This is a genomic window from Angustibacter speluncae, assembly GCF_054777815.1.
Genome location: NZ_BAAHAF010000046.1, coordinates 1 through 26180, shown reverse-complemented (window position 1 = coordinate 26180; position 26180 = coordinate 1). Strand labels below are relative to the sequence as shown.

At 25.3% G+C, this 26180-nt stretch carries 10 protein-coding genes, 12 tRNA genes, 2 rRNA genes and 12 pseudogenes; all 36 read right to left on the bottom strand.

What is annotated here, in order from left to right; all coding sequences use genetic code 11:
• Nucleotides 1–504: 504 nt before the first annotated feature.
• Nucleotides 505–981: pseudogene (locus ACYVKY_RS05050) on the bottom strand (cytochrome c oxidase subunit 3).
• A gap of 394 nt (nt 982–1375) precedes the next feature.
• Nucleotides 1376–1461: transfer RNA gene (locus tag ACYVKY_RS05045), tRNA-Tyr, on the bottom strand.
• Nucleotides 1462–1524: 63 nt separating this feature from the next.
• Nucleotides 1525–3041, bottom strand: a 16S ribosomal RNA gene (locus ACYVKY_RS05040).
• A 276-nt stretch (nt 3042–3317) separates the two neighbouring features.
• Nucleotides 3318–3890 carry a F0F1 ATP synthase subunit A gene (atpB, locus tag ACYVKY_RS05035; RefSeq protein ID WP_460433882.1) on the bottom strand — a complete coding sequence of 191 codons (573 nt, stop codon included), beginning with the start codon at nt 3888–3890 and terminating at the stop codon, nt 3318–3320.
• 507 nt (nt 3891–4397) lie between these two features.
• Nucleotides 4398–5513: pseudogene (locus ACYVKY_RS05030) on the bottom strand (complex I subunit 4 family protein).
• Between the two features lie 605 nt (nt 5514–6118).
• A pseudogene (locus ACYVKY_RS05025) lies at nt 6119–7039 on the bottom strand (complex I subunit 1 family protein).
• Nucleotides 7040–7418: 379 nt separating this feature from the next.
• Nucleotides 7419–8825 (bottom strand): annotated as a pseudogene (locus ACYVKY_RS05020) (cytochrome c oxidase subunit I); the annotation flags it as partial.
• 352 nt (nt 8826–9177) lie between these two features.
• Complete coding sequence (locus tag ACYVKY_RS05015) at nt 9178–9822, bottom strand: hypothetical protein (RefSeq protein ID WP_460433879.1); 645 nt, start codon at nt 9820–9822, stop codon at nt 9178–9180.
• Nucleotides 9823–10286: 464 nt separating this feature from the next.
• Nucleotides 10287–10613, bottom strand: a pseudogene (locus tag ACYVKY_RS05010) (cytochrome C); the annotation flags it as partial.
• A gap of 12 nt (nt 10614–10625) precedes the next feature.
• Nucleotides 10626–10937 (bottom strand): annotated as a pseudogene (locus ACYVKY_RS05005) (cytochrome b N-terminal domain-containing protein); the annotation flags it as partial.
• 168 nt (nt 10938–11105) lie between these two features.
• Nucleotides 11106–11345: pseudogene (locus ACYVKY_RS05000) on the bottom strand (cytochrome b); the annotation flags it as partial.
• A gap of 211 nt (nt 11346–11556) precedes the next feature.
• Nucleotides 11557–11976, bottom strand: a pseudogene (locus tag ACYVKY_RS04995) (hypothetical protein); the annotation flags it as partial.
• 33 nt (nt 11977–12009) lie between these two features.
• Nucleotides 12010–12828: pseudogene (locus tag ACYVKY_RS04990) on the bottom strand (proton-conducting transporter transmembrane domain-containing protein).
• A gap of 288 nt (nt 12829–13116) precedes the next feature.
• Nucleotides 13117–13302: pseudogene (locus ACYVKY_RS04985) on the bottom strand (hypothetical protein); the annotation flags it as partial.
• 233 nt (nt 13303–13535) lie between these two features.
• On the bottom strand, nt 13536–13805 hold the full coding sequence (nuoK, locus tag ACYVKY_RS04980) for an NADH-ubiquinone oxidoreductase chain 4L (RefSeq protein WP_460433881.1): 270 nt from the start codon (nt 13803–13805) through the stop codon (nt 13536–13538).
• A gap of 156 nt (nt 13806–13961) precedes the next feature.
• A tRNA-Arg gene (locus ACYVKY_RS04975) sits at nt 13962–14034 on the bottom strand.
• A gap of 65 nt (nt 14035–14099) precedes the next feature.
• A pseudogene (locus tag ACYVKY_RS04970) lies at nt 14100–14450 on the bottom strand (cytochrome c oxidase subunit II); the annotation flags it as partial.
• Nucleotides 14451–14585: 135 nt separating this feature from the next.
• A pseudogene (locus tag ACYVKY_RS04965) lies at nt 14586–14780 on the bottom strand (cytochrome c oxidase subunit II transmembrane domain-containing protein).
• 398 nt (nt 14781–15178) lie between these two features.
• Complete coding sequence (locus ACYVKY_RS04960; RefSeq protein ID WP_460433878.1) at nt 15179–15403, bottom strand: ATP synthase subunit C family protein; 225 nt, start codon at nt 15401–15403, stop codon at nt 15179–15181.
• Nucleotides 15404–15605: 202 nt separating this feature from the next.
• Nucleotides 15606–16007, bottom strand: coding sequence for an NADH-quinone oxidoreductase subunit A (locus tag ACYVKY_RS04955; protein ID WP_460433877.1), 402 nt, complete (start codon nt 16005–16007; stop codon nt 15606–15608).
• 45 nt (nt 16008–16052) lie between these two features.
• The gene (locus ACYVKY_RS04950) at nt 16053–16769 is read right to left on the bottom strand and encodes a proton-conducting transporter transmembrane domain-containing protein (RefSeq protein WP_460433880.1); all 717 of its coding nucleotides are present in this window, start codon (nt 16767–16769) and stop codon (nt 16053–16055) included.
• Nucleotides 16770–17003: 234 nt separating this feature from the next.
• Entirely contained in the window at nt 17004–17669 is a 666-nt protein-coding gene (locus tag ACYVKY_RS04945; protein WP_460433876.1) for a proton-conducting transporter transmembrane domain-containing protein, read from the bottom strand.
• A gap of 146 nt (nt 17670–17815) precedes the next feature.
• A tRNA-His gene (locus ACYVKY_RS04940) sits at nt 17816–17888 on the bottom strand.
• Between the two features lie 204 nt (nt 17889–18092).
• A tRNA-Phe gene (locus ACYVKY_RS04935) sits at nt 18093–18165 on the bottom strand.
• Nucleotides 18166–18172: 7 nt separating this feature from the next.
• A tRNA-Ala gene (locus ACYVKY_RS04930) sits at nt 18173–18243 on the bottom strand.
• Between the two features lie 2 nt (nt 18244–18245).
• Nucleotides 18246–18316 (bottom strand) — tRNA-Gly (locus tag ACYVKY_RS04925).
• Nucleotides 18317–18528: 212 nt separating this feature from the next.
• Nucleotides 18529–18601: transfer RNA gene (locus ACYVKY_RS04920), tRNA-Ile, on the bottom strand.
• 7 nt (nt 18602–18608) lie between these two features.
• A tRNA-Glu gene (locus ACYVKY_RS04915) sits at nt 18609–18681 on the bottom strand.
• Nucleotides 18682–19547: 866 nt separating this feature from the next.
• Nucleotides 19548–20198: a hypothetical protein gene (locus ACYVKY_RS04910; RefSeq protein ID WP_460433875.1), complete on the bottom strand. Its 651-nt coding sequence runs from the start codon at nt 20196–20198 to the stop codon at nt 19548–19550.
• A 681-nt stretch (nt 20199–20879) separates the two neighbouring features.
• Nucleotides 20880–23197 (bottom strand): 23S ribosomal RNA (locus ACYVKY_RS04905).
• A gap of 347 nt (nt 23198–23544) precedes the next feature.
• A tRNA-Val gene (locus tag ACYVKY_RS04900) sits at nt 23545–23617 on the bottom strand.
• 181 nt (nt 23618–23798) lie between these two features.
• The gene (locus ACYVKY_RS04895) at nt 23799–24308 is read right to left on the bottom strand and encodes an NADH-quinone oxidoreductase subunit J family protein (protein ID WP_460433874.1); all 510 of its coding nucleotides are present in this window, start codon (nt 24306–24308) and stop codon (nt 23799–23801) included.
• 140 nt (nt 24309–24448) lie between these two features.
• Nucleotides 24449–24528, bottom strand: a tRNA-Ser gene (locus tag ACYVKY_RS04890).
• A gap of 6 nt (nt 24529–24534) precedes the next feature.
• A tRNA-Asp gene (locus ACYVKY_RS04885) sits at nt 24535–24607 on the bottom strand.
• Nucleotides 24608–24695: 88 nt separating this feature from the next.
• Nucleotides 24696–24767: transfer RNA gene (locus tag ACYVKY_RS04880), tRNA-Lys, on the bottom strand.
• Between the two features lie 179 nt (nt 24768–24946).
• On the bottom strand, nt 24947–25342 hold the full coding sequence (locus tag ACYVKY_RS04875; protein WP_460433873.1) for a hypothetical protein: 396 nt from the start codon (nt 25340–25342) through the stop codon (nt 24947–24949).
• Between the last annotated feature and the right edge of the window lie 838 nt (nt 25343–26180).

Sequence of the window (26180 nt, the reverse complement as noted above, 5' to 3'; positions counted from 1 at the left end):
TCCATTTATTACCTCATATAATAGGGTTCTGGATTCGAAATCAAATAAGTATACAAATTGAAGAAGCTATATATACGTAGTATAAAGGTATATAATTAAATTCACTTAATATATTATAAGTAGAAAATAAAAATTCATTTGTTATATTAAAAATATTTCTAAATAAAATTAAAACCAATTCTAAATATTCATTAAAATTAAATATGATTTTATCTAAACTAACAAAAATTACATTTAATTCATTTGTATTAAAATTAATAATCTTTAAATAAATATAAAAAGATTTATATAAAAATAAAATAATAAAACAAAAAATACTTATATTAAATATATCTAGATATTTTAAAATTTCAACTTCTTCTGATGTTTTGTTTAGTCTTATGAACCCCAGTAGTAAATTGACAAATATAAAAAAAGTCATATTAAATCAACAAAATGTCAATAAGCAATAGAACCTTCAAGTCCTACGTGATGATTTTCAGTTAAATGATAACGAATTATTCTTCATAAAGCTACAAATATAAAAATAGTACCTATTATAACATGAAATCCATGAAATCCTGTTCCAAAAAAGAAACATGTACCATATGCACCATCACTTATAGTAAAAGAAGATTCATTATACTCCACACCTTGAAAAAAAGTAAATACTATAGCTAAAATAACAGTAAATATACCTCCTAATATAGCAGCTTTTCTATTACCATTAATTAAAGCATGATGAGAATATGTAATTGTAGATCCACTAGCTAATAATATAACTGTATTAAGTAATGGTAATTCAAAAGGATTAACAGGTTCTATACCTAAAGGTGGTCATTGAGCACCTAATTCAGGAGTAGGTGATAAGGCACTATGGAAAAAAGCTCAAAATACAGCTAAGAAAAATAATGCTTCAGATACTATAAATAACAGAACACCTAAATTTAATCCTCTTTGTACAGCTAATGAATGATCACCTAAAAATGTAGCTTCACTTATAACATCACGGAATCATAGAAACATTGAAGCCACAACTAAAAATAAACTTATATAAAGGAAATAATAAGCATTACTAAAATTATGTATACTTAATGCAGCATGTGTAGTTAAAGATAATAAAGATAAACTAGTAAAAAATGGTCAAGGAGAAGGAGATACTAGATGAAAGGGATGATCTTGAAAATTACTTCTGATTTCTTGATTCACTTACTTATCTAAAAAGTTATAATTAATTAAAAAATTTTTGCGTATTTATAATAGTCAGAATATACATATTACATGTCCCCCTAAAATGAATCGAACATTTATCCTGATATTAACAGTATCATGCTCTACCGTTGAGCTATAGAAGGTTAAAAAATTAACATAAAAATATGTAATTAAATATAATATATAGGAGACAAGAGATTCGAACTCTTAAAGCTAGTGTAGCTATTGAGTTTACAGCTCAACCCTTCTTGCCAATAAAGGAACCCTCCTTAATGTATAATATAAAAATTATACAATATATTTATAGACAATGTTAAAAGAAGAGAGATCATGATGGGCCATATTCCCCGTGCAACTTCCGCTACACGAACCATATTTCGACTTAACACTAATTAGAAGTGTACATATGAAGAAACCTATTATAAAATTAAAACCTTGTTTTTTAATTTATTAAAATAAGTAAGCAAACTTATTGTACACACTCCTTTCAGCATGCGACGAGTGATTAGTACCAAACCGAGATGAAATTCACCGTGACATGGTGATTCACGATTACTAGTAATTACTTATTCATATAGCCGAGTTACAGACTACAATCCTTATCCTATTTATTCTATTTTAGAGATTAGCTTAAATTTTAATTTTTGCATCTCTTTGTCTAGATACATGTGGCACGTCTGTAGCCCACAATATAAAGGCCATGATGACTTGCCTTAGTCCCTGTTTATTTTATCAAATAAAGACTAAAAAACCTTATAAAAAATTGAATATTAAAACAAATTTTATAAATAAGGTAAGGGTTCATATCAATTTTACAACTATTGCTGTAGTTTCGCAACATTAACTTAAGACAGCCGTGCAACACTTGTTATTTATATACTAATTTTGTAATTAATATATAAATAATTCAAATTGTGGTAAGGTTTTTCGTGGATCATCGAATTAAACAACATACTTCACTACTGATGTCAGAAACGGACTAGTGATTTCAGTTCCTGCGTTGCCACATTACTCTTAAGGTGAAATGTTTACACTTTCATTTATAAAAAAATAATATTTTTTTATGACATTCATAATTTACTGCTAAGATTACGAGGGTTTCTAATCCTCTTCATTGGCTTAGCCTTCGTCCTTCAACGTCAGTTTTTACATAAAAGGCTGCTTTCGCTTACCAGTCTCCATCGGGATCATAGAATTTTATTTCTTGCTTTACTCCGTAGATACTACCTTTTCATATTAAACTCTAGATAGAAATAATTCCTATTTTAGGTAATTTCTTCCGTCTGGGTACCCTTTAAACCTATTGATGATGAATAATACTAGTCTCTTACGTATTACCGCGACTGCTGGCACGTAATTAGTCAAGACATAAATATATATTGTCATTATAATATATATATTTAGAATTTTATTCGCAATGCGATTTAACCTTTTCAATCTTTGTTAATTTAATACTGTATTTAGTATTAAATCTTTAGGCCATTCCTCCAAGTTGCCAGTTCCGCCGTTAGGCTATTGACCAAAATTCTTCACTGCTGTACTTTATTGTCTTGGGATTTTTTCATCCCCAATGTGGTTGATTAACCTTTTTCAGTTTCAACTAAGAGAATCCTTGGCTAGTTAAGCCATTACCTTAACAACTACCTATCTCTATTTATTATCTAATTTTCTTAAGGCGGATTTTCCTTTATTAATATACGGAATTTTCTTTCCGTACCTTAAGGTATACTAATAATATAATACTCACCTGTTCACCACTTTTAATAAAATTAATTTATTAAACGTTCGATTAGCATGTGTCAAACATTTGGACAGTATTCATTCAGAGCCATCACTAAACTCATCTATTTAAATGTAATTATAATAATTTACATCACTTAAAAGTTTATACTAAAATGGATTTTAAGGATAAATATAAGCTATTTTCTGTTAAACTTTCTATTTAGATTCTATTATTAGATTGTATTCTCGCAATATAATTTTATTATTTAATATTAAATTATTTATTAATATATTGACATTTTCTATTTATAGCTTAATATTTTTATTTATATATATATATATACATACGTATATAGAACTATAGACTTTCCTCATTATTTATCCTTAAATTTTGATTTTTTTTATTAATGTAAATCTAATCCATCTTTTATATAAGAAGAAGTTAAAACTACAAAAACTTGAGCTTGTATAAATGCTATACCTATTTCTAATCCTGCAAAAGCTATAATAAATGATAAAGGTAATAAACCTAAGAAAAAGAATAATATACCTGAAGACATTATATTATAAGTAAAGCCTGCTAATATATGTAATAACATGTGACCACTCATTATGTTAGCGGCTAATCTTAAACCTAAAGAAATATTACGAGCTAAATAAGATATTAATTCTATTAAAACTAATAAAGGTAATAAAGGTAAAGGACAACCAGCGGGTACTAATAAAGAAAAGAATTTTAAACCATGGTTTAAGAACCCTAAAATTGTTGCACCTAAAACTATAGTGAAACTTAAAGAAAATGTTAAAATAAAATGACTTGTTGAAGCAAAACTATAAGGTACCATTCCTATTAAATTATTTATTAATATAAAGATAAATAATGTATAAATAAAAGGAAAATATATTTGACCTTTTTTAGGATTAATTTGATTTGTTACTATACTATGAATAGTAGCATACAAAGCTTCTTGACTAATAGATCAATTATTACTTATTAATTTATTATAATTTGTACTTAATAAATTTAAAGCTAATATTATAAAACCACCTATTGTTAAATAAAATCCTATGTTTGTTAAAGAAATATGTAAATTTCCTAATAAAGGAGCATCTATACTTAATAAATCTCTTATTTCAAATTGAGTTAATGGACTAAGTATTTCTAAATTTATTGTATTAAAATTATTACTGCTTAAAGTATTCATAATCCTCTAAGCTATATAATATGTCTTGAAAAATCCTTGTTAAATACAATTATATTATAATTATTTATTATCAAAAAGTTTTGATATAAATGTACGTGATAAAAATAAACGTACGAATCTAGGTAATATATATTTAGATGATAGATATAAAATGATTGTAATTATAGTAAAAGTAAATACTACTTCATTTAAAAAATAAAAAGGTACTAATTGTGGCATTGTTATTTTTTTTTTTAATTAAATATTTAAATATTAATCTTAATTATTTAATTGAAAATCTTATGAATAATAAATTAAGTTTGTTACAGAATAATGTAGACCATCTAATATAAAAGAAGGATATATACCGAAAATTACAGTAAATAATACTAAAATAAAAAGTAAGAAAAATTCTCTTTTTGTAATATCAACTATATTTTCTAGGAAAAATTTACTAAATGTACCTCCAAAAGCTATTCTATTAAACATATACATTGTATAAGCAGCTGAAAATATAATAGATAAACTAGCAAATACCCCTAATAATGGTAATCTTTCAAATACTCCATAAAGAGACATAAATTCACCTACGAAATTTAAAGTTAAAGGAACACCACAATTACCTAAAGATAATATGAAAAATAATATAGAAAATAAAGGCATAATTTGAGCTATACCTTTATAAAAATAAATAGATCTAGTTCCAGATCTATCGTACAATATACCTCCTGCACATATAAATAGACCACTTGAAACAAATCCATGAGCTAACCCTAAAATTATACTTCCTTCTATACCTTGTATTGTATTACTAAATACTCCTATTAAATAAACTGCAGCATGAGATACAGAACTATAAGCTATTAATTCTTTAACGTCTGTAGTTCTTAATGTACTGAAACTAGCATAAATTATAGTAATAACTCCTATTACATAAACAATATATGTAAAATTAATAGATGCTTTAGGTAATATAGGTAAAATTAATCTACAAATACCGTATAAACTAGTTTTTAAAACTATAGCAGCTAGTATTATACTTCCACCTAAAGGAGATTCAACGTGAGCTTTTAGTAATCAGTTATTTAAAAAAATTGTAGGAGTTTTAACTGCAAATGATAAAAATATTCCTCCGAATAAAAATAGTTGTGTAATATAATCAAAATTAGTTTTAAATAATGCATCAAAATCTGTAGTACCCATAATTGAAGACATAGCTAGTATACATAGTAATAAAAACAAAGATCCTCACAATGTATATAAAAATATATAAAAACTAGCTCTAACTTTATTACTAGATCCAAATAAACCTATCAATAAAAATAAAGGGGGTAATGTACTTTCAAAAAAAACATAAAACAATAATATATCTAAAACTAAAAAAATCGCTAATAATAATGTTTCTAATAATAACATTATTATTAAGTAGGATTTTATATTTTCTGTTATTGAATTTCAATTAGATAATATAGCTATTGGCATTATTATTGTAGTTAATAATACAAAATATATAGATATACCATCTACTCCTAAATAAATATCAAAAAAACTTAAATTATAATGTTCTTGCACAAATTGAAATTGATTAGTATTAGAATCAAATAATATATATACAATTAAAGATATAATTAAATTTATTATAGATGTAATTAAAGCAATATTTTTATAATATGTAGTTTTTAATACATTATTTTCATAAGAAATAGACCCAGCAATAAAAAAAATACCTATTAAAGGTACTAATAATAAAAAAGATAATAACATTCCTTTTTATTTATTTACAGTATATAAGTAAGCCTAAAATATTATATTTAAAAAATATACATCATATATAAGAAATCTTATGATTATATAAATATTATATTTATATATTAAAGTAAACTAATATTGATAGGGAATAATACAAAATTATATAAAATAGCTGGAATTAATATTATTATTGCAAATATAATAGGTAATAATACAGTTCAACAGAATCCCATTAACTGATCAAATCTAATTCTAGGAAATGAAGCTCTAACTCAAATAAATACAAACACCATCATAGAACTTTTTATTCCTAAACTTAAACCATATAATAAACCTTCTAATATTGGACTGTTTATTATACTATTGATTATAAAATTAGTACCAGATAAGTATAAAGTTAAATTTATCAGAGAACTACCTATAAATAAATATCCTCCTATGAACAATATACTTGTTAATATACACATTAAAACAATACTACCATATTCTGCTAAGAAAAAGAATACAAATACGACAGCAGCGTGCTCTGTCATAAATCCACTAACTAATTCAGATTCTGCTTCTGCTAAATCAAAGGGAGCTCTATTAGTTTCAGCTACAGAACCTATGAAAAATATTATGAATATAGGAAATAAAGGTAATATAAATCAAATAGCTCTTTGTGCTTCCATATTAACAGTTAAATTTAAACTACCTGTTAAGAAAATTACTAATAATATAGCAGAACTTAAAACCAATTCATAACTAATTAATTGGGCAGTACTTCTTAAAGAACCTAAAAAAGCATATTTACTATTAGCACTTCAACCTGCTAATAATATACCATATGTAGATAAAGATGATACAGCTAATAAATAGAAAATACCTAAATTAAAATCACTAATTGCTAATCCAGGTCCATATGGTATAACACCATATCCTAATAATGAAAATACTAAAGTTATTACAGGACCTAAGAAAAATAATACAATATTAGCTTGAGTTGGAGCTACATATTCTTTTAATAAAAGTTTTAAAGCATCTGCAAATGCTTGTAATAATCCATAATAACCAACAGCATTAGGACCTAATCTTCTTTGCATGCTAGCCATTGTTTTTCTTTCAGCCACTGTTACATATGCTATGGCAAGTAAAGCAGGAACCATTACTAAAACAACTTCCAATATAGAAATTAACGTAGGAAAAAATAACATTTTTAAATAAAAATTCTTTATTTTATAGTAATGATAATAATAGCAGCATATTATAATCATAATAAAATAATTTTATATTATTATTTTAGATTTGAACTAAATTAAAAATATTTTTTAATATTTTGCTTTACCATTAAGCTAATAATAATAATATATATATTCGTTAAAAAAATATATATATATTTATATACATGTATATATGATATATATTAATATATAATTAAAAAGAGAAATTAGTCACATTAGATTGTAAAGGAAGACTTACAAATGCGTGAGGTTTAGGTGGACTAGTTAAAGCTCATTCTAAACTAGGATAATTTCTATTTAATAATGCTTGTAAAGCATCAGTAAAATATTGAGGCATTAATCAAGGGAATCTTCCTACAGGATTATTATCTATTAATTGTTTGTAAACAATATATAAAAATAATCCAGAAGCTATAACACTAACTATAGAACCAAAACTACTAACTAAATTTCAACCTGCAAAAGCATCAGGATAATCACTTATTCTACGTGGCATTCCTTGTAAACCTAAGAAATGTTGAGGGAAGAATGTTAAATTAACCCCTATAAATAATAATCAGAAGTGAACTTTAGATAATAATATGTTATAACTTAAACCTAATATTTTAGGTATTCAGAAATATCATCCACTAAATAATGCGAATACAGCACCCATACTTAAAACATAATGGAAATGAGCAACTACATAATAAGTGTCATGGAAAGCAGTATCTAAAGCAGCATTAGCTAAAAGAACTCCACTTAATCCTCCAATTGTAAACATAAATACAAAACCTAAAGCAAATAACATAGAAGGAGTTAATTTAATAGAACCTCCATAGCAAGTTGCTAATCATGAGAATATTTTTATACCAGTAGGTACAGCTATAATTAATGTAGCTGCAGTAAAATAAGCTCTTGTATCAACATCTAAACCTACTGTATACATGTGATGACTTCAAACTATAAATCCTAATATACCTATAGACATCATAGCATAAACCATACCTATATACCCAAAAACTGATTTATTAGAATTAGCAGAAATAGTTGTACTAATTATACCAAAACCTGGTATAATTAAAATGTAAACCTCTGGATGACCAAAAAATCAGAAAAGATGTTGGAATAAAATAGGATCACCTCCTCCGGCTGTTTCAAAGAAAGAAGTATTAAAATTTCTATCTGTTAAAACCATAGTAATACCACCAGCTAAAACAGGTAAAGATAATAATAATAAAACTGCTGTTATAACAACAGCTCATCCAAATAAAGATAATTTATGTAATTTTATACCTGGTGTTCTCATATTAACTACTGTAGTTATAAAGTTAATTGCACCTAATATACTACTTACTCCTGATAAATGAAGAGCAAATATAGCTAAATCCACACTAGGACCACTATGACTTTGTATTCCAGATAATGGAGGGTAGATAGTTCAACCTGTACCTGCACCACCTTCTATACATGCTGAAAATATTAATAATATTAAGCTAGGAGGTAACAATCAAAAACTTATATTATTTAATCTAGGGAATGCCATGTCGGGTCCACCTACTAATAAAGGTAATAAAAAATTACCAAAACCTCCTATTAAAGCAGGCATAACCATAAAGAAAATCATTAAAATGGCGTGAGCTGTAATTATACTATTATATAATTGATTATCAGCTATATATTGAATACCTGGTCCACTAAGCTCCATTCTTATTAATACTGAAAAAGCTGTTCCTAATAAACCTGAGAATAATGCAAATATTAAGTAAAGAGTTCCAATATCTTTAGCATTTGTAGATAGGAATCATCTTTCTGTTGACATAGAAATAGAAGAATTTAAAATATATTTTTTAAAAGTATTGATGGTAATATAAATATTTAACTAAATAGTACTAAATTTTGAAATTAAAAATTGTAAAAATGAAAATTCTTATTCTAGATTCGAACTAGAATCAGGATATTAGAAGTATCTTGCTCTACCATTAAGCTAATAAGAATTTAAAAGATTAAGGAGGAATCGAACCTCATACTTTAGATTTGCAATCTAAGTGTAAACCATCTACATCATAATCTTATTTTACAATAAATATTTATTGTAAAATAATGTAATTCTAAATTATAATTCCAGATATTCAATTAGTATTATGAAATATTGTTTCTACATACATTGTAAAATTAGCCTGTGTTATTTCGTTAAGTCTATTGAGTTCTTTTTCGTAATAAGGTAATAAACCTACAGAATTTAATTCTATATTATACATTGAATTATGCACTAATTCATTCATAACTTTTCTAATACCAAATAATTGATCTACTATTACTTTAAAATATGGTAAAAATTCTCTAGGATAATCTATATAAGACATATTCGTATAAGCTTCATATTTACTTACTTCATTATATAATCTTTCAGCATGATCGTTCATTCCTTTTATGTCATTTAAATTAGCACTAGGAAGATCATTTAAACTTTTATGATAAATTCTTCTCATAGCACGATTTACATCTAAATTACTTTCTCTAAGAATCCACATAATATCTCTACCTATAAGTCCATAATCCCGAGCACTTATAGAATTAACCGGGTAATCTAATATAAAATCCATTTGCTCTTGTGTTATAGGATTACTTAATTTATATGCCATTAATAATAACTTCAGCTTAATTTCAGGCAAAATATTTAAAAGTATACCTGACGAAACTATTATCATTCCAATTGTACTAACCTTAAAAGGATTATTTAGAATTTCACTATTATATTGAAAAGCTTCTAACATTGCTTTACAAGTATCTTCTGTAGGTACAAATCTGATTATATCTACTGCTTGACTTGTTTTAAAAACTTTACAACCTTCGACAATAGGAGGACCTACATGTAAATCTATAGGATGTCAATTGTAAACTGCTGATTCTACTATATTAGATGTTTTTTCTAAAGCTGGTTTAGCTAATTCTTCTATTATCTTTGGTCCCTCTGACATTGATGGAACATTATTATTTCCTATACCACTTCCTACATTTCTATTTAAATTGTGCGCTAATAATTCCTTACGTTGAAAAAAATCGTCCCCTTGAATACCTCTACCTAATTTTCATTTCAAACTTAAACTATTTAAATAATTCATATCTAACATTGACAAATTTTTAATATTCTTGAAAACTCATTATTTATTTAACTTTAATCAGTTGGAATCTTATAAATTTTAAGATAAAATTCAAACCAATTATTAAAATAATAAATTTATTTATTTTTTATAGATAAATCTATTAAAGTATTTTCTAATATACTAATGATAGGTAGTATAATTAAAAAATATCCAAAATATGCTGTAGCATATATTTGTCCCATTAAAATAAATGGATCTTCTACATGCACTGCACCTAAACGACCTAATGTTATAAAAATTACTCCAAATAAATAGAAAGCTAATTTACTTAAAGGTCTAAACTGGAAACCTCTTGATCTACCTAAATCAGTGAAAGGTAGAGTAAGTAGTACCAATATAGCTGCAAACATTGTTATAACACCTAATAATTTATTAGGGATAGATCTTAATATAGCATAAAAAGGTAATAAATATCACTCAGGAACAATAGCAGCTGGTGTTTGCATAGGATTTGCCATTATATAATTGTCACTATCTCCTAACGCATTAGGCATAAAGAAAACAAAAAAACTTAAAACAAATATAAAAATAAAAATAGTAATTAAATCTTTAAATAAGTAATAAGGAGCAAAAGGTACTCTATCATAAGTACCGGCAATTCCTAGAGGATTACCAGACCCAGCTGTATCGTGAAGTGCTATTAAATGCATTAAAACTAAAGCTGCTAAAACAAAAGGTAATACAAAATGTAATGAAAAAAATCTATTTAAAGTTGCATTATTAACACTGAAACCACCTCAAATAAATTCAACAATATCTTGACCAATTCAAGGTATAGCACTAATAAGATTAGTAATAACTGTTGCACCTCATAAAGACATTTGACCATAAGGTAAAACATAACCTAAGAATCCTACTCCTATCATAAGTATAAATATTATTACACCAATAGTTCAAGTTAATATTCTTGGTGATCTATAAGATCCGTAATAAATACCTCTAGCTATATGTAAATAAACTAAAAAAAAGAAGGCTGATGCAGTATTACTATGTAAATAACGAACTAATCATCCATTATTAACATCTCTCATAATATGTTCTACTGAATTAAAAGCTTCTAATATACTAGGGCTATAATGCATAGCTAATGTAACACCAGTAATAATTTGTATTCCTAAACATACTGCTAATAATGAACCAAAATTTCATAAATAACTAATATTACTAGGTTGAGATGCATCTATAAGATAAGAATTCACTAATTTTAAAATCGAATTATTTTTTACTATTCTCATTTAGTTTTTTATTTATTTTATTTGCGATAAGGACCGTTATTTTTAGGTATTATTATGTAATGTATACTAAAATATAATTATATGATACTATGTGTATTATAATCAATTATTAATTCTTAGAATTAATAAAATTAAAAGGTAAAAGTAATATTAATAATAAAATTAATGTTATTAATATTGAAATGTTTCCTACAAATAATGTAACTATATTATAAGTAATAAATCCAACTAAAATAAATAAAGCATAGTTAGTTACTATTCCTTGATTTAAATAAGATATATTTTTACTTACTTTAATTAAACCTGTTTCTAGTCCATATGGTCCTAATAATTCTATACTTCCTTTATCTAATATTTTAACAGTTTGCCCTCCTAAATTTAAAACTAAATTTGTAATATATTTATTGTAAAAGAATTCAACTAAGAATCTTTGATTAAAAAATCCAAAAATAGTTTTACCAATTATAGATAACTTGAAATTAACTACAAGTTCAGATAAGAATTCAGATAATACTATAGCTATAATACTAAAAGAAACAGTAAAAACAAAAGGTAATAATTTTCAATAAGTAGAAACACCAAATTCTGTATTTATCATTATTTCAGAATTAGGATGAATAAATATACTATTATCTAAAAAAAATCCTGAACCTAAACCAATAAAAATATCTTTAGTTATAAATCCAAAAAATATAGAAAATATAGCTAATATAACTAAAGGTAAACTCATAAATATATCACTTTCATGAGCATGATTATAATTTATTAAGGGTCCATTAGGATTAGTTAAGAAAGTTAAATAAAGAACTTTAACTGAATATAAAGTAGTGAATATAGCACCTATTACAGCTATAATATAAACAGTAATACTACTAAAACAATATTGTCCATATGCAGATTCTAATATGAAATCTTTACTATAAAATCCAGTCATAAAAGGGAAAGCTACTAAACTTAAACTTGCTATTAATATAACAGAATAACTTAAAGGTAAAAAGGATATTAATCCTCCATATTTTCTAAAATCTTGATTATCAGCCATTGCGTGTATAACTGCTCCTGCACCTAAGAATAATAATCCTTTATAAAAGGCATGATTAACCAGATGGAATAATGCAAGATTATAAGAAGATAAACCTACAGCTATAACCATCATACCTAATTGAGACATAGTTGAATAAGCAATAACTTTTTTTATATCTTGTTGGAAAAAACCTACAAGAGAACTAAATACAGTAGTTATAGCTCCTAATCATAAGCATAATAATAGTATAGTTGAACTATATTCTATTAATGGAGAAGAACGCATTAATAAGTAAACTCCAGCAGTAACCATTGTGGCTGCATGAATTAAAGCTGAAACAGGAGTAGGACCCTCCATAGCCATCGGTAATCAAACATGAAGACCCACTTGAGAACTTTTGGCCATAGCACCTATTAATAAGCATATTCCTATTATTATTATAATATTTTCATTAACATAAGGTGCCAATGAAAATACAGTACTATAATCTAAATTACCTAGAGATCATAATATTGCAAACATTCCTATTGTTAAAAAACAATCACCTACTCTATTAGTTAAAAAAGCAGACATAGAACTTTGATTTGCAGCTATTCTAGTAAATCAGAAACTTACTAAAAGATAAGAACAGACTCCAACACCTTCTCATCCTACAAACATTAATAAATAATTATTAGCTGTTACTAATATAATCATCATAAATGTAAATAGACTTAAATAACTAAAAAATCTTTGGTTATGGGGATCTCCATTCATATAACCTATAGAATAAAGATGAACTAAAGAACTAATAATTAATACAGGAATTAACATAGATACAGTTAAACTATCAAATTGAAATCCTCATATAATATTGAATCATTCACTATCTATTCATCTAAATAAATTAATAGATAAAACAATATTATTAAAACCTACTTCAAAAAAAGCTACGATTGCTAACATAGTAGTAATTATTATACTCGCACAAGTTATAATTTGTGCTCCGTGTACTCCAACTTTTCTACCAAAAAAACCGGAAACTATAGACCCTAATAAAGGTAAAGATATAATAGTTAAATACATTATTTATATGCTATTGCGATACTTCCTCTTAATCTATAAAAGGCCACTAATATACCTAAACCTATCGCAGATTCAGCTCCAGCTACAATTATTATATAAACTGCGTAGGTTTGACCTATTATATCATCAGTATTTAATGAACTGATTAATATTAAGAATGTTATAGATAAAAGCATTATTTCAATTGAAATAAGCATCAAGATAATATTTTTTCTGTTTAGCACAAATCCTAGTGTACCTATTAAAAAAATTATTAAAGTTATATTCATATTTATAATTATTTTTCGTCTCATGCGAACCCATTGTTTATAACCAAGGGTTCGACATGATTGTTAGATAAAAAGTTATTTAAATAGTTTAGTTTATATTATCAAAAAAAAAAGAGGGGATAGGGTAAATACAATTTATACATTAAAAAACTATTTTGATGTGTAAGAGACTCGAACTCAAAATCTTAGTAACCGTACTACTATGCTTTACCAATTAAGCCAACACACCTATTAATTTAATTATTTTAAAAATAATTAAATTAAATTTATATATAAATATTATTGTTCTTCAAGTCATGTTAAAAATTTTTCTAGAGAAACAGATTCAATAACAATAGGCATAGAACTATGTAATATTCCACATATTTCAGAACATTGTCCATAAAAAACTCCTTCTCTATTAACGAAAACAGATACTTGATTTAATCTACCTGGATAAGCATCACATTTAATACCTAAAGAACCACAAGAAAAAGCATGTATAACATCACCTGATGTTATAATAAATCTAATATGTGTTAATTCTGGAATTATTACTCTATTATCTACTTCTAACATTCTTAGGCTTCCTTCTTCTAAATCAGATTCTGGTATTATATATGAATCAAATTCTATAAATTCCTCATTAGAGTCTAGGAAATCAGGGTATTGGTAACTTCAATATCATTGATGTCCTTCAGCTAAAATAGACATTGAAGGATCACTAACTTCATCCATTAAGTATAATAACTTAAAAGAAGGAAAAGCTATTAAAATTAATATAATAGCAGGAGTTATAGTTCAAATTAATTCTATTAATGTACCGTGATTTAAATATTTATGAGATATAGGTGATACATTAATAGAAAAATTTCTTATAATAGATAATAATATTCATCCTACTGCAAATAATATTATTACTAAGTAATACATTATATTATCATGTAATTCTACTAATCCTTCCATTTGAGGTGTAGCGCTATCTTGGAAATAAATCCCTCAAGCTTCAGGTGCATCTAATTTAATTATTAAATTATTTAAAAATAAATTCATATTTTATCTAAAATAAAATTTTTTCTATATATTTATAATATATAGAATTAAAGAATAACATTAAATACACATTAATAACATCACTAATTATTATATGATATATTTATAATAATAAAACCATCATTTTAAGTTTAAATTAAAATCTTAAAGGTTCCCTTTAAGCGACTTGAACACTTATCTTAATATATATTAATATACTATGTTTTCATTAAACTATCAGGGTTATCGTAAAAAAAAAACAAAATTTTTAAATATATTTAAAATGCTTATGTTCTTATTAATCTAGCTTACGATATTAAAGTATATAATATTGGTCTGATTTTACACACTATATAAATTCATTATACTACATAAAGTAGTAAGAAAGCCATCATTAAGGCAAATAATCCAGTGGCTTCTGAAAAGGCGAATCCTAAAATAGCATAAGAGAATAATTGTCCTCTTAAAGAAGGATTTCTAGCAACTCCTAATATTAAGGCACCGAAAACTACACCAATTCCTACTCCAGCTCCTATTAAACCTGTAGTAGCTAAACCTGTTCCTATTATTTTAGCAACTTGAACCATAACTTTAGGTAGTCTATAAACATCTTATTTTAAATCAGTAATTTTTAGTACATCCTTTTTATTTATCTTGTACTTTTTATTCATTTTGTTAATATTTATTTAATATTAATTAATTATAAATACACTATGGTATTAATAAAGCATTAAATATATTATTTATGATAATATATTTAATATAAAATATAATTTAAATTATGTTTTATTATAATGTAAATATTTTTATATTTTTTGTATTAGTTTTAATTATAGATTGTCTACTGTCTATTTTTAAAGCATTTTTACCTAATTCATAAACAAAACCTATTGTAACGATTGTTATAAAACCTAAAACTATAATTAACCCGTATAAATCATTAGTATAACTACTAACTCCAAAAGGAAATATTAATAATATTTCTAAATCTAAAAGTAAAAATATAAGTGCGTATATAAAGAATTTTATAGTAAATTGACTTCTATTTTGACCTAAAAAACTATGAAATCCACATTCAAAAATAGAATATTTTTCTTGATAAGGGTTATGAGGAGCAAATACTAAATTAATAACTAAAAAAAGAGCTGCAATAATAAGCACTAATATAAATAATATACTTAAACTAGACATTTAATAATTAAATAAGAATTGTACCAATATGGTACTCATACTTAATCATTCTTTATTTACAAATATAAATAATAATATAATTAAAGTTATTACAGATATTGTAATAGCTATTGGACTAGATATTGCAATATTATTATATTTAAAAGTAATAGATTTAATTAAAATATTTTGTTTGTTATATATATTACCATTAAAATTTAAATTATTTAATAATGGATTTACTTTATATTTAGGTGAATAAAAGAAAATTTCTTTTATAATATTTAAATAATATACAGCACCTATTACACTTGTTAATATCGCGATTAAAGATAAGAATACGTAACCATTATCTAAAGCAGCACTTAATACCATCTGTTTAGCAAAGAATCCTACAAGAGGAGGTATACCTGCAAAAGAAAATATAGTAATAACTAAACTTAAAGATAAAGCAGGATTTATGTAAAAATAACCTTTTAATTGACTAATTAATTGTATTGGAGAATTATCTTTATCCAATAATTCTTTGTATTCTTTACTATCACTAATATAATAATATAAAGAAAATCCTATAGCTATTAATATTAAGAAAGCATTTAAATTACTGATAGAATACTGCATTAAATAAAAAATAAAAGCTTGAGTAGATTCTACACTAGATATACTTAAAGCTAATAAAATAAATCCTACATGAGAAATAGTACTATAAGCAAATAATCTTTTTATTCTAAATTGAGTTAAACCTACTACAGTACCAATTATCATTGATAATAAAGAACTAATTAATAAACCATATGTTCAATTAAAGTCTGAAAAATAATTTCTAGTATAAAATACTATTTCTAATAAAAATACAAATATTGAAATTTTAGCTATTATAGCAACAAATGTAGTAACTATTGTAGGTATAGCATCATAAACATCCGGAGATCAAAAATGAAATGGAGCAGCACTTACTTTAAATAAAAATCCTATACTAAAAATAAGTAAAGAAAAATTTATATAAAAGGGTTTATATCATAAATCTGTATTATCACTAATACTAGTTATAGCATATAAAGCATCTAAATTAGTAGTACCTGAATTAGCATATAATAAACTTGTACCTAATAATATAAAACATGAACTTAAACCTCCTAATAAAAAATATATTAAACCACCTGTAGTAGATAATTCTGAATTTCTATATATAGTACTTAATAAATATAAACCATAACTTTGTAATTCTATAGAAAGAAATACAGATATTAAATCGCTAGTTGAAATCAAAAAAACAGCTCCAGTGATTATAAATAATAATATTAAAGGATATTCTATAATTCTTAAATGTTCTCCCATTTTATTAATAATTTTAGTTCTATAAAAAACAAAATTATTAAATAATAATTGTGTTAATGAAGAATGTTCTGGTACCCAAACCTTTCTAGGATAAAAACTAGTTAATTGTAAAATTAATATACTAATTAAAAAGATAAAAATATCAAAAATTTGTGTAATACTAGTTATATTAAGTAAACCTCCGTGTAAACTTATACCTTTACCTATAATAAATATAGTTATTGTACTATGTAATATAGAATAAACTAAGGAAATTATAGCTACTCTATTAAAAAGTATAGATATATCTCGTCGTATAGTAACGGCATTTGAAAGTAATAAAGATAATATTGAAATTAAAAGCATTTTTTAATAAAAATAGACATTATTTATAGATGTCTAGCTTGAAAGGTGAATCGAACACCTATCTTTATCGTATGAAAATAAGGTTTTACCTTTAAACTATTCAAGCTTATAAGATGTAAATATTTTTTAACTATTATATTAAAAAGGGTAAATATTTGGACTCGAACCAAAAACACCTTGATCCACACTCAAGCGCTCTACCTATTAAGCTATATCTACCTAAAATAAAATATTTTATTATGTTGGAGCGATTCGAACACTCAATAGTAAATACCAAAAATTTATGACTTACCCATTAGTCGACAACATATTAAATATATAGATGGCAAGATTTGAACTTGCATGGTATTTAAACCATTCTGGCCTAAACAGAACCTGTCTACCAATTTCAGCACACCTATTCAATATTGATAAACTATTTTATGCTCGAGGTAAGATTCGAACCTACAACCTAGACAGCTTCAGTGTCTCGCTCAACCAATTGAGCTTCTCGGGCTTTTTAATGGAGACATTAGGAATCGAACCTAAATTGACTAAATGCAACCCAGTCGTATTACCATTATACTATACCCCCTATACAACTAATCGGAATTGAACCGATAAATTTCAGGTGGAAACTGATTATTTTACCATTAAATTACAGTTGCTATAATACAAAGTATTGTAAATGTATAATTTTTCTTTATTTTATACTTATCCGAGGAACGACTCGAACGTTCACGGCTATTAACCAGCAAAACTTAAGCTTGCACTGTCTACCATTCCAGCACTCGGATTATAAATTAATGCGGATAAAGGATTTGCACCTTTTACATGAGATCATGAGTCTCATATGTTACTATTACACCAAACCGCAATATAAGGCTAGAGTGAGTCGAACACTCATTAGTACTGTCATGAGCAGTATGCTCTACCAATTAAGCTATAGCCTCTAAAATTTAGACTAGGCAGGATTCGAACCCGCGATATTAGCATTGAAAAAGCTATGACATATCCACTTGTCTACTAGTCCTTTAAACTATATAAATATTATTATTTCTATTACTTAAAAGTTTATAATAAAATTAAATTATTCATTAAAATAATTATTTTATATAATTAAATATATGAAATAATTATAAAAGTTAATATTAATTTTTATAAGTCTAGTACAAGTATCGCACTTGTGTCTATTGATTACAAAACAATTGCATTACTTTTATGCTAACCAGACTTTAAATATAAGATACGGATAAATATTCAGTTATTTATAAAATTAGTACTTAGTATCTAAAAATCTCTAAATTATTACAAACTAAGCCTATTACGTAATATTATTTTACGTATATTTAAGAAATATCTTAAGGTGAGCTTCGTACTTATATGCTTTCAGTACTTATCTCTGGCTAACTTAGCTTTTCTGCCATGCCTATGTTATACATTTACTTAAGTGAAAGTAACATCCCTGTATAATAATTATTATACCTAAATTAATATCTGGGCACATAAACAACAGATAAACCAGAGGTTAACAAAACCGCTATCTCCTTTCGGAGATAAGGCGTTGCCCAGGTTCCTTTCGTACAAGGTTAATCCTTATTATATTCTAATTCCCTCTAGAAGATAGAAACCATACTGTCTCACGACGTATTTAACCCAGCTCATGTAACTTTTTAATCGACGAACAGTCGTACCCTACATAGTTTCTGCATCCATGAGGATAAGTTAAGCCGACATCGAGGTGCCAAACCGCGCACTCATTTTGCACACTCTTGCGCAAATTAGCCTGTTCAACTTGTTATCATAAAATTTTATTTCCATTTTTCACAAAATGGTTCAGACTATTTCTTCATTTTTTTTATTATTTTTAATTAAATATTATTATTATTTTCCATTAATTCAACCTTTTATTGCAAAAGCTCCAATACGACGTTTAGATATATCAATTGAATATTCTAAGTTAGAATAAAAATTTCCTCTATAAAGCATAGATAAATTTTTAGGATTTTTAAAAGTTCCTTTTACACTTATTTTAGATAATGATCTATCAGCTCTATAACGTTTAGTTAATCTACCTTTTAATTCTAATTTTATACCTCCTAAATTTTTAAATTCTATAGAATTAAATATAATTTTTATATTATTATGATTTTTAGTATTATATAAATTTTTTATTATTTCATTTAAATTAACATCTTTTACTAAAGTATTAATATTTATATTTCTATCTCTATTTTCTATAGTATCATAATCCACATTTATAAACCCTTTATTTAAATCTAAATTTTTAATTTTTTCTAAATCTTCCATTTTTTTTAAAAAGAATTTTGTTAAATTTAAAATATGAGCCTTTCTATAGCTCAATTTTCTTCTTAGTATATCTGTAAATATACTAGGATTATATTCAAAAGAATTTAAATTAATGATATTAAATTCTACTTTTTTTTTATAAAATTTACTTAATAATTTACTTAATTTATATAATAAAATATCTTTAAATTTTAAATTATTAATATCAAATCTTAATTTAGTTCTTTTTATAAAAGCCAATTGTTTATCAAAATTTATTTTTAAATTTTTACTTAAAATACCTTTATAAATATAAAAAATATTTATAATTTTTTTTAAAGGTATTCTTAATTGTTTTAATTTTTTTTGTAAAACAATTCTTTCTCTATTAAAAACATATATAGTAATAATAACTTTAGAACTAGTATGTTTTAGTTCAGCTTTACTAATAAATATTTTATTAAAAGATGAATATTTTTTTTTAGTTAATAAATCATTTTTAAAATTTAAATATAATTCAAAATAATTTTTTAATAATTTATTTATATTTATATCATAAACAGGTAAATTTTTAATATAATTAGAATTAAAATAATAAATATTATTAGTTCATTCTTTAGATTCAGAAGGATAATATTTACTTGGTTTAAAAAAACTTGAAGATTTAAGTGGTACTAACTTATATTTATTATTAATATATTTAGTAAATATGCTACTTTTATTTAAATTCAATGTATTTTTTAATTTTATGTTATTACTATTTTTAATTTTTAAGTTACTAATATTAAAACTAATTTATTAAATAAAAAAAATGTTGGGTATTAAAAAAGGATTATTGTTATATAACTCACCTTTAGTCGTTGAACAATTTTATTTTTAAATTAAAAATAAACTTCGCTTCAAATTTACTTTTATAAGTAATTCTTGAAATTAACCCAATATTATATCAATTATTTAGAATTTATATCTAAATACTGAAGGACTAACATCCCTAGCGTAGCTTTTCCAATAATCCAAGATCTTTCCTTATTGCATCTTGTGATCTAATGCCCCGCTTACGCGACTGTAAGATTTGTTGTGAATCAAACAGTAAAGCAAGATTAAGCCATTTAGCTTGGTAAGTATTAAACATGATTATTAATAATTTAAAATTATAATAACTAAAAAAAATATTATTTATTTATTAATATCTTTTACTACAACTAATTTCTCAATAGGGAAAATCTTACCTAATTATAATGTAAATAATATATTTTTTACACAAAATATATGATTAAATATAACAAAGTTAAAATAATTACAAACAATAAAAAATAAAATTAACTTATATTAATATAAGATATATTTTTAGATACACCCTTTTACTCTTTAAGGGGTCTGTGCCCCACATAAACTGTCTCCTAACCACTGTTCCTTTTTTCAAGGTTTATACTATAACACACAAATAAAGGTATTTCATTTTTATCTAATCGATGAACCTTCTATACTAAAAGTTGTTAGAATTATATTCAATAATTAGTAACAGTAAAGCTGCATAGGGTCTTCTCGTCTACCTAGAGGTAAACTGTATCTGCACAGTTATTCCAATTTCACTGAGTCAATCTTAGAGACAGCTGTTGTATCGTTACATCATTCATGCAAGACCGCATTTAACGGCCAAGGCATTTCGCTACCTTAGGATCCTCACGTTAAGACCGCCATTCACCGGGGATTCTGCAAAAACCAAATCTATAAAAATTTAGTTACTATTGTTAACCTTCCGGCATCGGGCAGATATCACACTCAATACTTAGATTTCTCATCGTTATGCAAAGTGCTTTGTTTTAATTAAACAGTCGTACAACATTATTTTATGCTTCTTCCTTTATACTTGATATTAATCAATATAAATGAGCCCTCCTTATCCCTAAGTTACGGTAGTCAATTTGCCGAGTTCCTTTAAGATTGTTATCTCATGCGCCTTCGTATTCTCTACTAGCTTACTTTCTATAGTTCCTAGGAACGGTCTAAATATTACTAATTATTTCCTGAACACTTTTCACTTAAAAATGTTGTCATTGATAGCAATTAGCATTTTCTCATCGTTTTAACCTTAAGGTTATAAACTTAGAGGCCGTTACTTAAATTCACCATAAGCTTTAGGCGAGTTAATTAGATTGTAAATCTAATTATACTTTTTAGTTACTCATGTCACCATTCTCACTTGAGTTATAATATACTTTTTTTAATATAAAAAAATACCAATATTTACTCAACGTTCTGCTACCCCATAAATAATTATAATTATTTAAAGACAAGGTATCGGTGTATTATTTAGATCCGTTAAATTTTCGATGCTTTTAACATTTAACAAGTGCTCTGGTACGAGATCTTTAAATTATGGCTGCTTCTAAGCCAATCTCCTTGTCGACTTAGAGAAAAACCTTCTTAATTTCACTTAATAATAACTTTGGAACCTTAACTCTTGTTCTGGGCTGTTTCCCTTTTGACATACAACCTTATCATTCTATGTCTGATAATTTAAGATTCATCTTTGCCATTCCGAGTCCACAAACTCACCGGTAAAATCTTCATGATTCCCCGATGTATACAAAATAAAATGTATTTTTATTTTACATCTTGTCTGAGATTAAGTTCTGTACCTGCTAAGATTTAACATAAATTGCCTACTGTTATAGGTTTCGCAGAAAACCAGCTAATACAGTCAGAATTGTCTTTCACTATACTTACCACAGTTCCTCGGATATCTTTGCAACGATAACCCGTTCGGACCTTTATAGTCCTGACCATGGTAAGATCACTGTACTTCGGGTCTAATTTTAGATATTATTCATTTTTTTTATGATCGGTTTAACTACGCGTTTGCTCACACCTAAAATTAACTTGGTGACCCATTATGCAAAAGGTACGCTCTTGTTTAAACTCGAGCTGCTTATAAAACTACTATTTCTACTTTTGTTCCCTCACGGTACTGTTTTACTATCGCTTATGTATTATATTTAGTCTTTGAGGAAGGTTCCCCATAAAGTTCAAACAGCTTTATGTCCATTTTACTTATTATTTAGACTTTTCTATTTTTACTCACGCTAATCATAGAATCTCTTTTGATTTCTTTTCCTGAAGCTAATAAGATGATTCAATTCACTTCGTTTATTATTTGATTTCTCTTAGAGTTTATTAACCTTATTATTCGGGTTTAAATTTTTTATACTCTTTAATACATAGCTAAATTTCCCTAATAGTCTCTTTATATACTTACATAGATTTATGTATAAATTTTTATTTCGTATCATTTATATTTCTTATAAATTTATAATTTTTTTTTCGGGTTACTATGGATCGAACATAGGATCTCTCTGACCCAAACAGAGTGCCTTACCAAACTGGCCTTAACCCGTAAATTATTCAGAAGATATTGGATTCGAACCAATGTTATTTTATATAATTAACATATTTCAAGTATGCCTCCTTAAACCTCTCGGACAATCTTCCTATTTATCAATTAAATATATTTTTTTAATTTACTTTAAAATCTTTAATTCCTCAGCGAATCGAACGCTGATAATACTCTTATCAAAAGCACACTTTACCATTAAGTTAAGGAATTTAAGGAATAAGCGGTTCGAACGCTTAACTTTCTGTGTGTAAAACAGATACTCTACCAATTGAGTTAATTCCTTTTTTTTTATATCACTTTATAAAGTAATATTATATTTAGTTTTTTTGTTTTATAGTTATAACTATAGCACCTACCATCGCAAGTAATAGTATGAAACTAGTTATAATTAATCACATATTATAATTTGTATACATTATATTACCTATACTTGCTATATGGCCAACTTCTGCTAAATTTCCATCTCATATTTTACTTGTAACAAACAATATATCATTGTTGTTAATATTTAAATTATTTTCTGAGATAGTATTTATTTTATTAAAAGATACATTATATAATATATTATTTAGATAATTATTATTACTTAATATAGCAACATCATAAGGTAATAATTGAAATATAGGATAATTAAATAATATTGCTATACTTATAGCTAAAGGTATACTGTTATTTGTATTACTTTGTAATTCACTCATTCTAATATTAATTAGCATTAAAATAAATAAAAATAAAATAGATACTGCTCCTATGTATACAACTAAATAGGATAAACCTAAAAAACTTAGACCTATTATTAATAAATAACAAGATATTCCTGCAAATAATCCTATTAAAAATAATAAAGATATAATAGGATTTTTACTTATAATAACAAATATACCTGATAATATAACTAATATATAAATAATATCTAATACTTCACTTTTATAACCATTTGTAAAACTTTCATTTATAATAAATAAATTATTCATTAAAAAATTTCTTTAGTACCTAAATAAACAGGAATTATTTACATAATAAATATGTATTTTATTCAAGAGCACTCTGATTTGAACAGAGAACGAAGAGGTTGAAGCTCCTTGTTTTACCATTAAACTATACTCTTATTCTACGGAAAAGGAAAGATTCGAACTTCCAGGTCTAAAAGACATCAAATAGCAATTGACTCGCCTTACCTATGGCTACTTTTCCAAATTACGAATTAAAACGGCATCGAACCGATATCTACTTCCGTGACAGGGAAGTCCTTTACCAATTAAGTTATTAATTCTTTATGTTAAACATAAATAAATTTATTTATTGTTATATATATTATAGTTGTTATTTTATTAATTAAAAAGTAAATTTTTAATTTATATTAGGGTTTGTTGGATTCGAACCAACAATTTGATGATTAAAAGTCATATGTATTACCATTATACAAAAACCCCTATATAATTTATGTTATATATAATAATCTTAGTTAATTATTATTATTAGTATTAACAATATTAGTATTATTGTTAATATTAACAATATTAGTATTATTATTAGTATTAATTGGTTCATAACTACGATTTGGGTCTACTATATTTGGGAATGCTATTCTAATATTTTGAGATAATCTTCTTCATTCATTTGATTCTCTTTCAAAATGTACTCTTTGTGCAATTTTATAAGTATATTCTTCTCCAAGTGTTGTACCTGCTCTAATATTATAAATACCTTGAAGATTATGACGATTAAAACTAAGAGATCCATCAGCTCTTTCATAAGGAAGAGCTCCTGGTCTATTAGAAGCTTGATCTCTAGGATGTAATAGTGATTGGTCATATGGAGTTTGTAATCCCATATGATTTAATAAAGGTTGTGTACTAGAACTATATCCTATTAAAGAACCTAAAGAATTACTATTAAATCCTGATCCATGCACATATGAATTAGAATGCATACTACTTTGCATAGCCGCTAAACCCCCTGGAACTCTATCAATAATATTTTGCATTATACGAATTTCTTGTCTCACTTTAAAAATTTGAGGATGAAGTTCTCTTATACGTCTTACACAATCATCTTCAATTGATAATATAATAATTCAATATCTCTGGTATCTTGTATCCTCTTCTGGAACATTAAGAATATTAGGAATATTTTGAGGAATGTTAGCATTAGAATTATTTTGAGGAATATTAGGATTACTTCTATTACTTGTTGTAGTTAAATTAGCCTGTTCTGCAGTTCGTTTAAGACTATTAGACTGATTTTGATTATTAGGTTCATTAGAGTTATTAATTAATGTAATGTTAGATTTGCTACTAGAACTTTCAGGGTTATTAGTTGATGTAGTACTAGATTTACTACTTGAACCTTCTGAATTATCATGTTTTCATAAAATTTTACTATAATCTGGGCCTTCAGGTGGCCGAGGTGTTCCTCCAGGATTATTACCTAAAGGATTTGAACCTGAAGGTAATTCATTTCCATTTATAAATACAATAGCTATATCTAAAAAAAACATATTAAATATAATATTAATTAAAATTATAATTAAAGTCCCTACCCCAAATCTGAAAATATATCTTTCAAATTCATTTTTACCCTTATTAAAATAATATAGTATATTATATATTAATATACTTATAGTACAAATACGAAATAAAAAACAATAATATTTTCAGTTTAAATTATCTATATTAATGAACACAAATAAATTAGTATATGAATAGACTAAATATATCATAAAGATAAAGAAGAATATTAAACTATATACAAAAAATAAATTAGTAATTACCATCTGTATAAATTTCCATTTATTACCTCATATAATAGGGTTCTGGATTCGAAATCAAATAAGTATACAAATT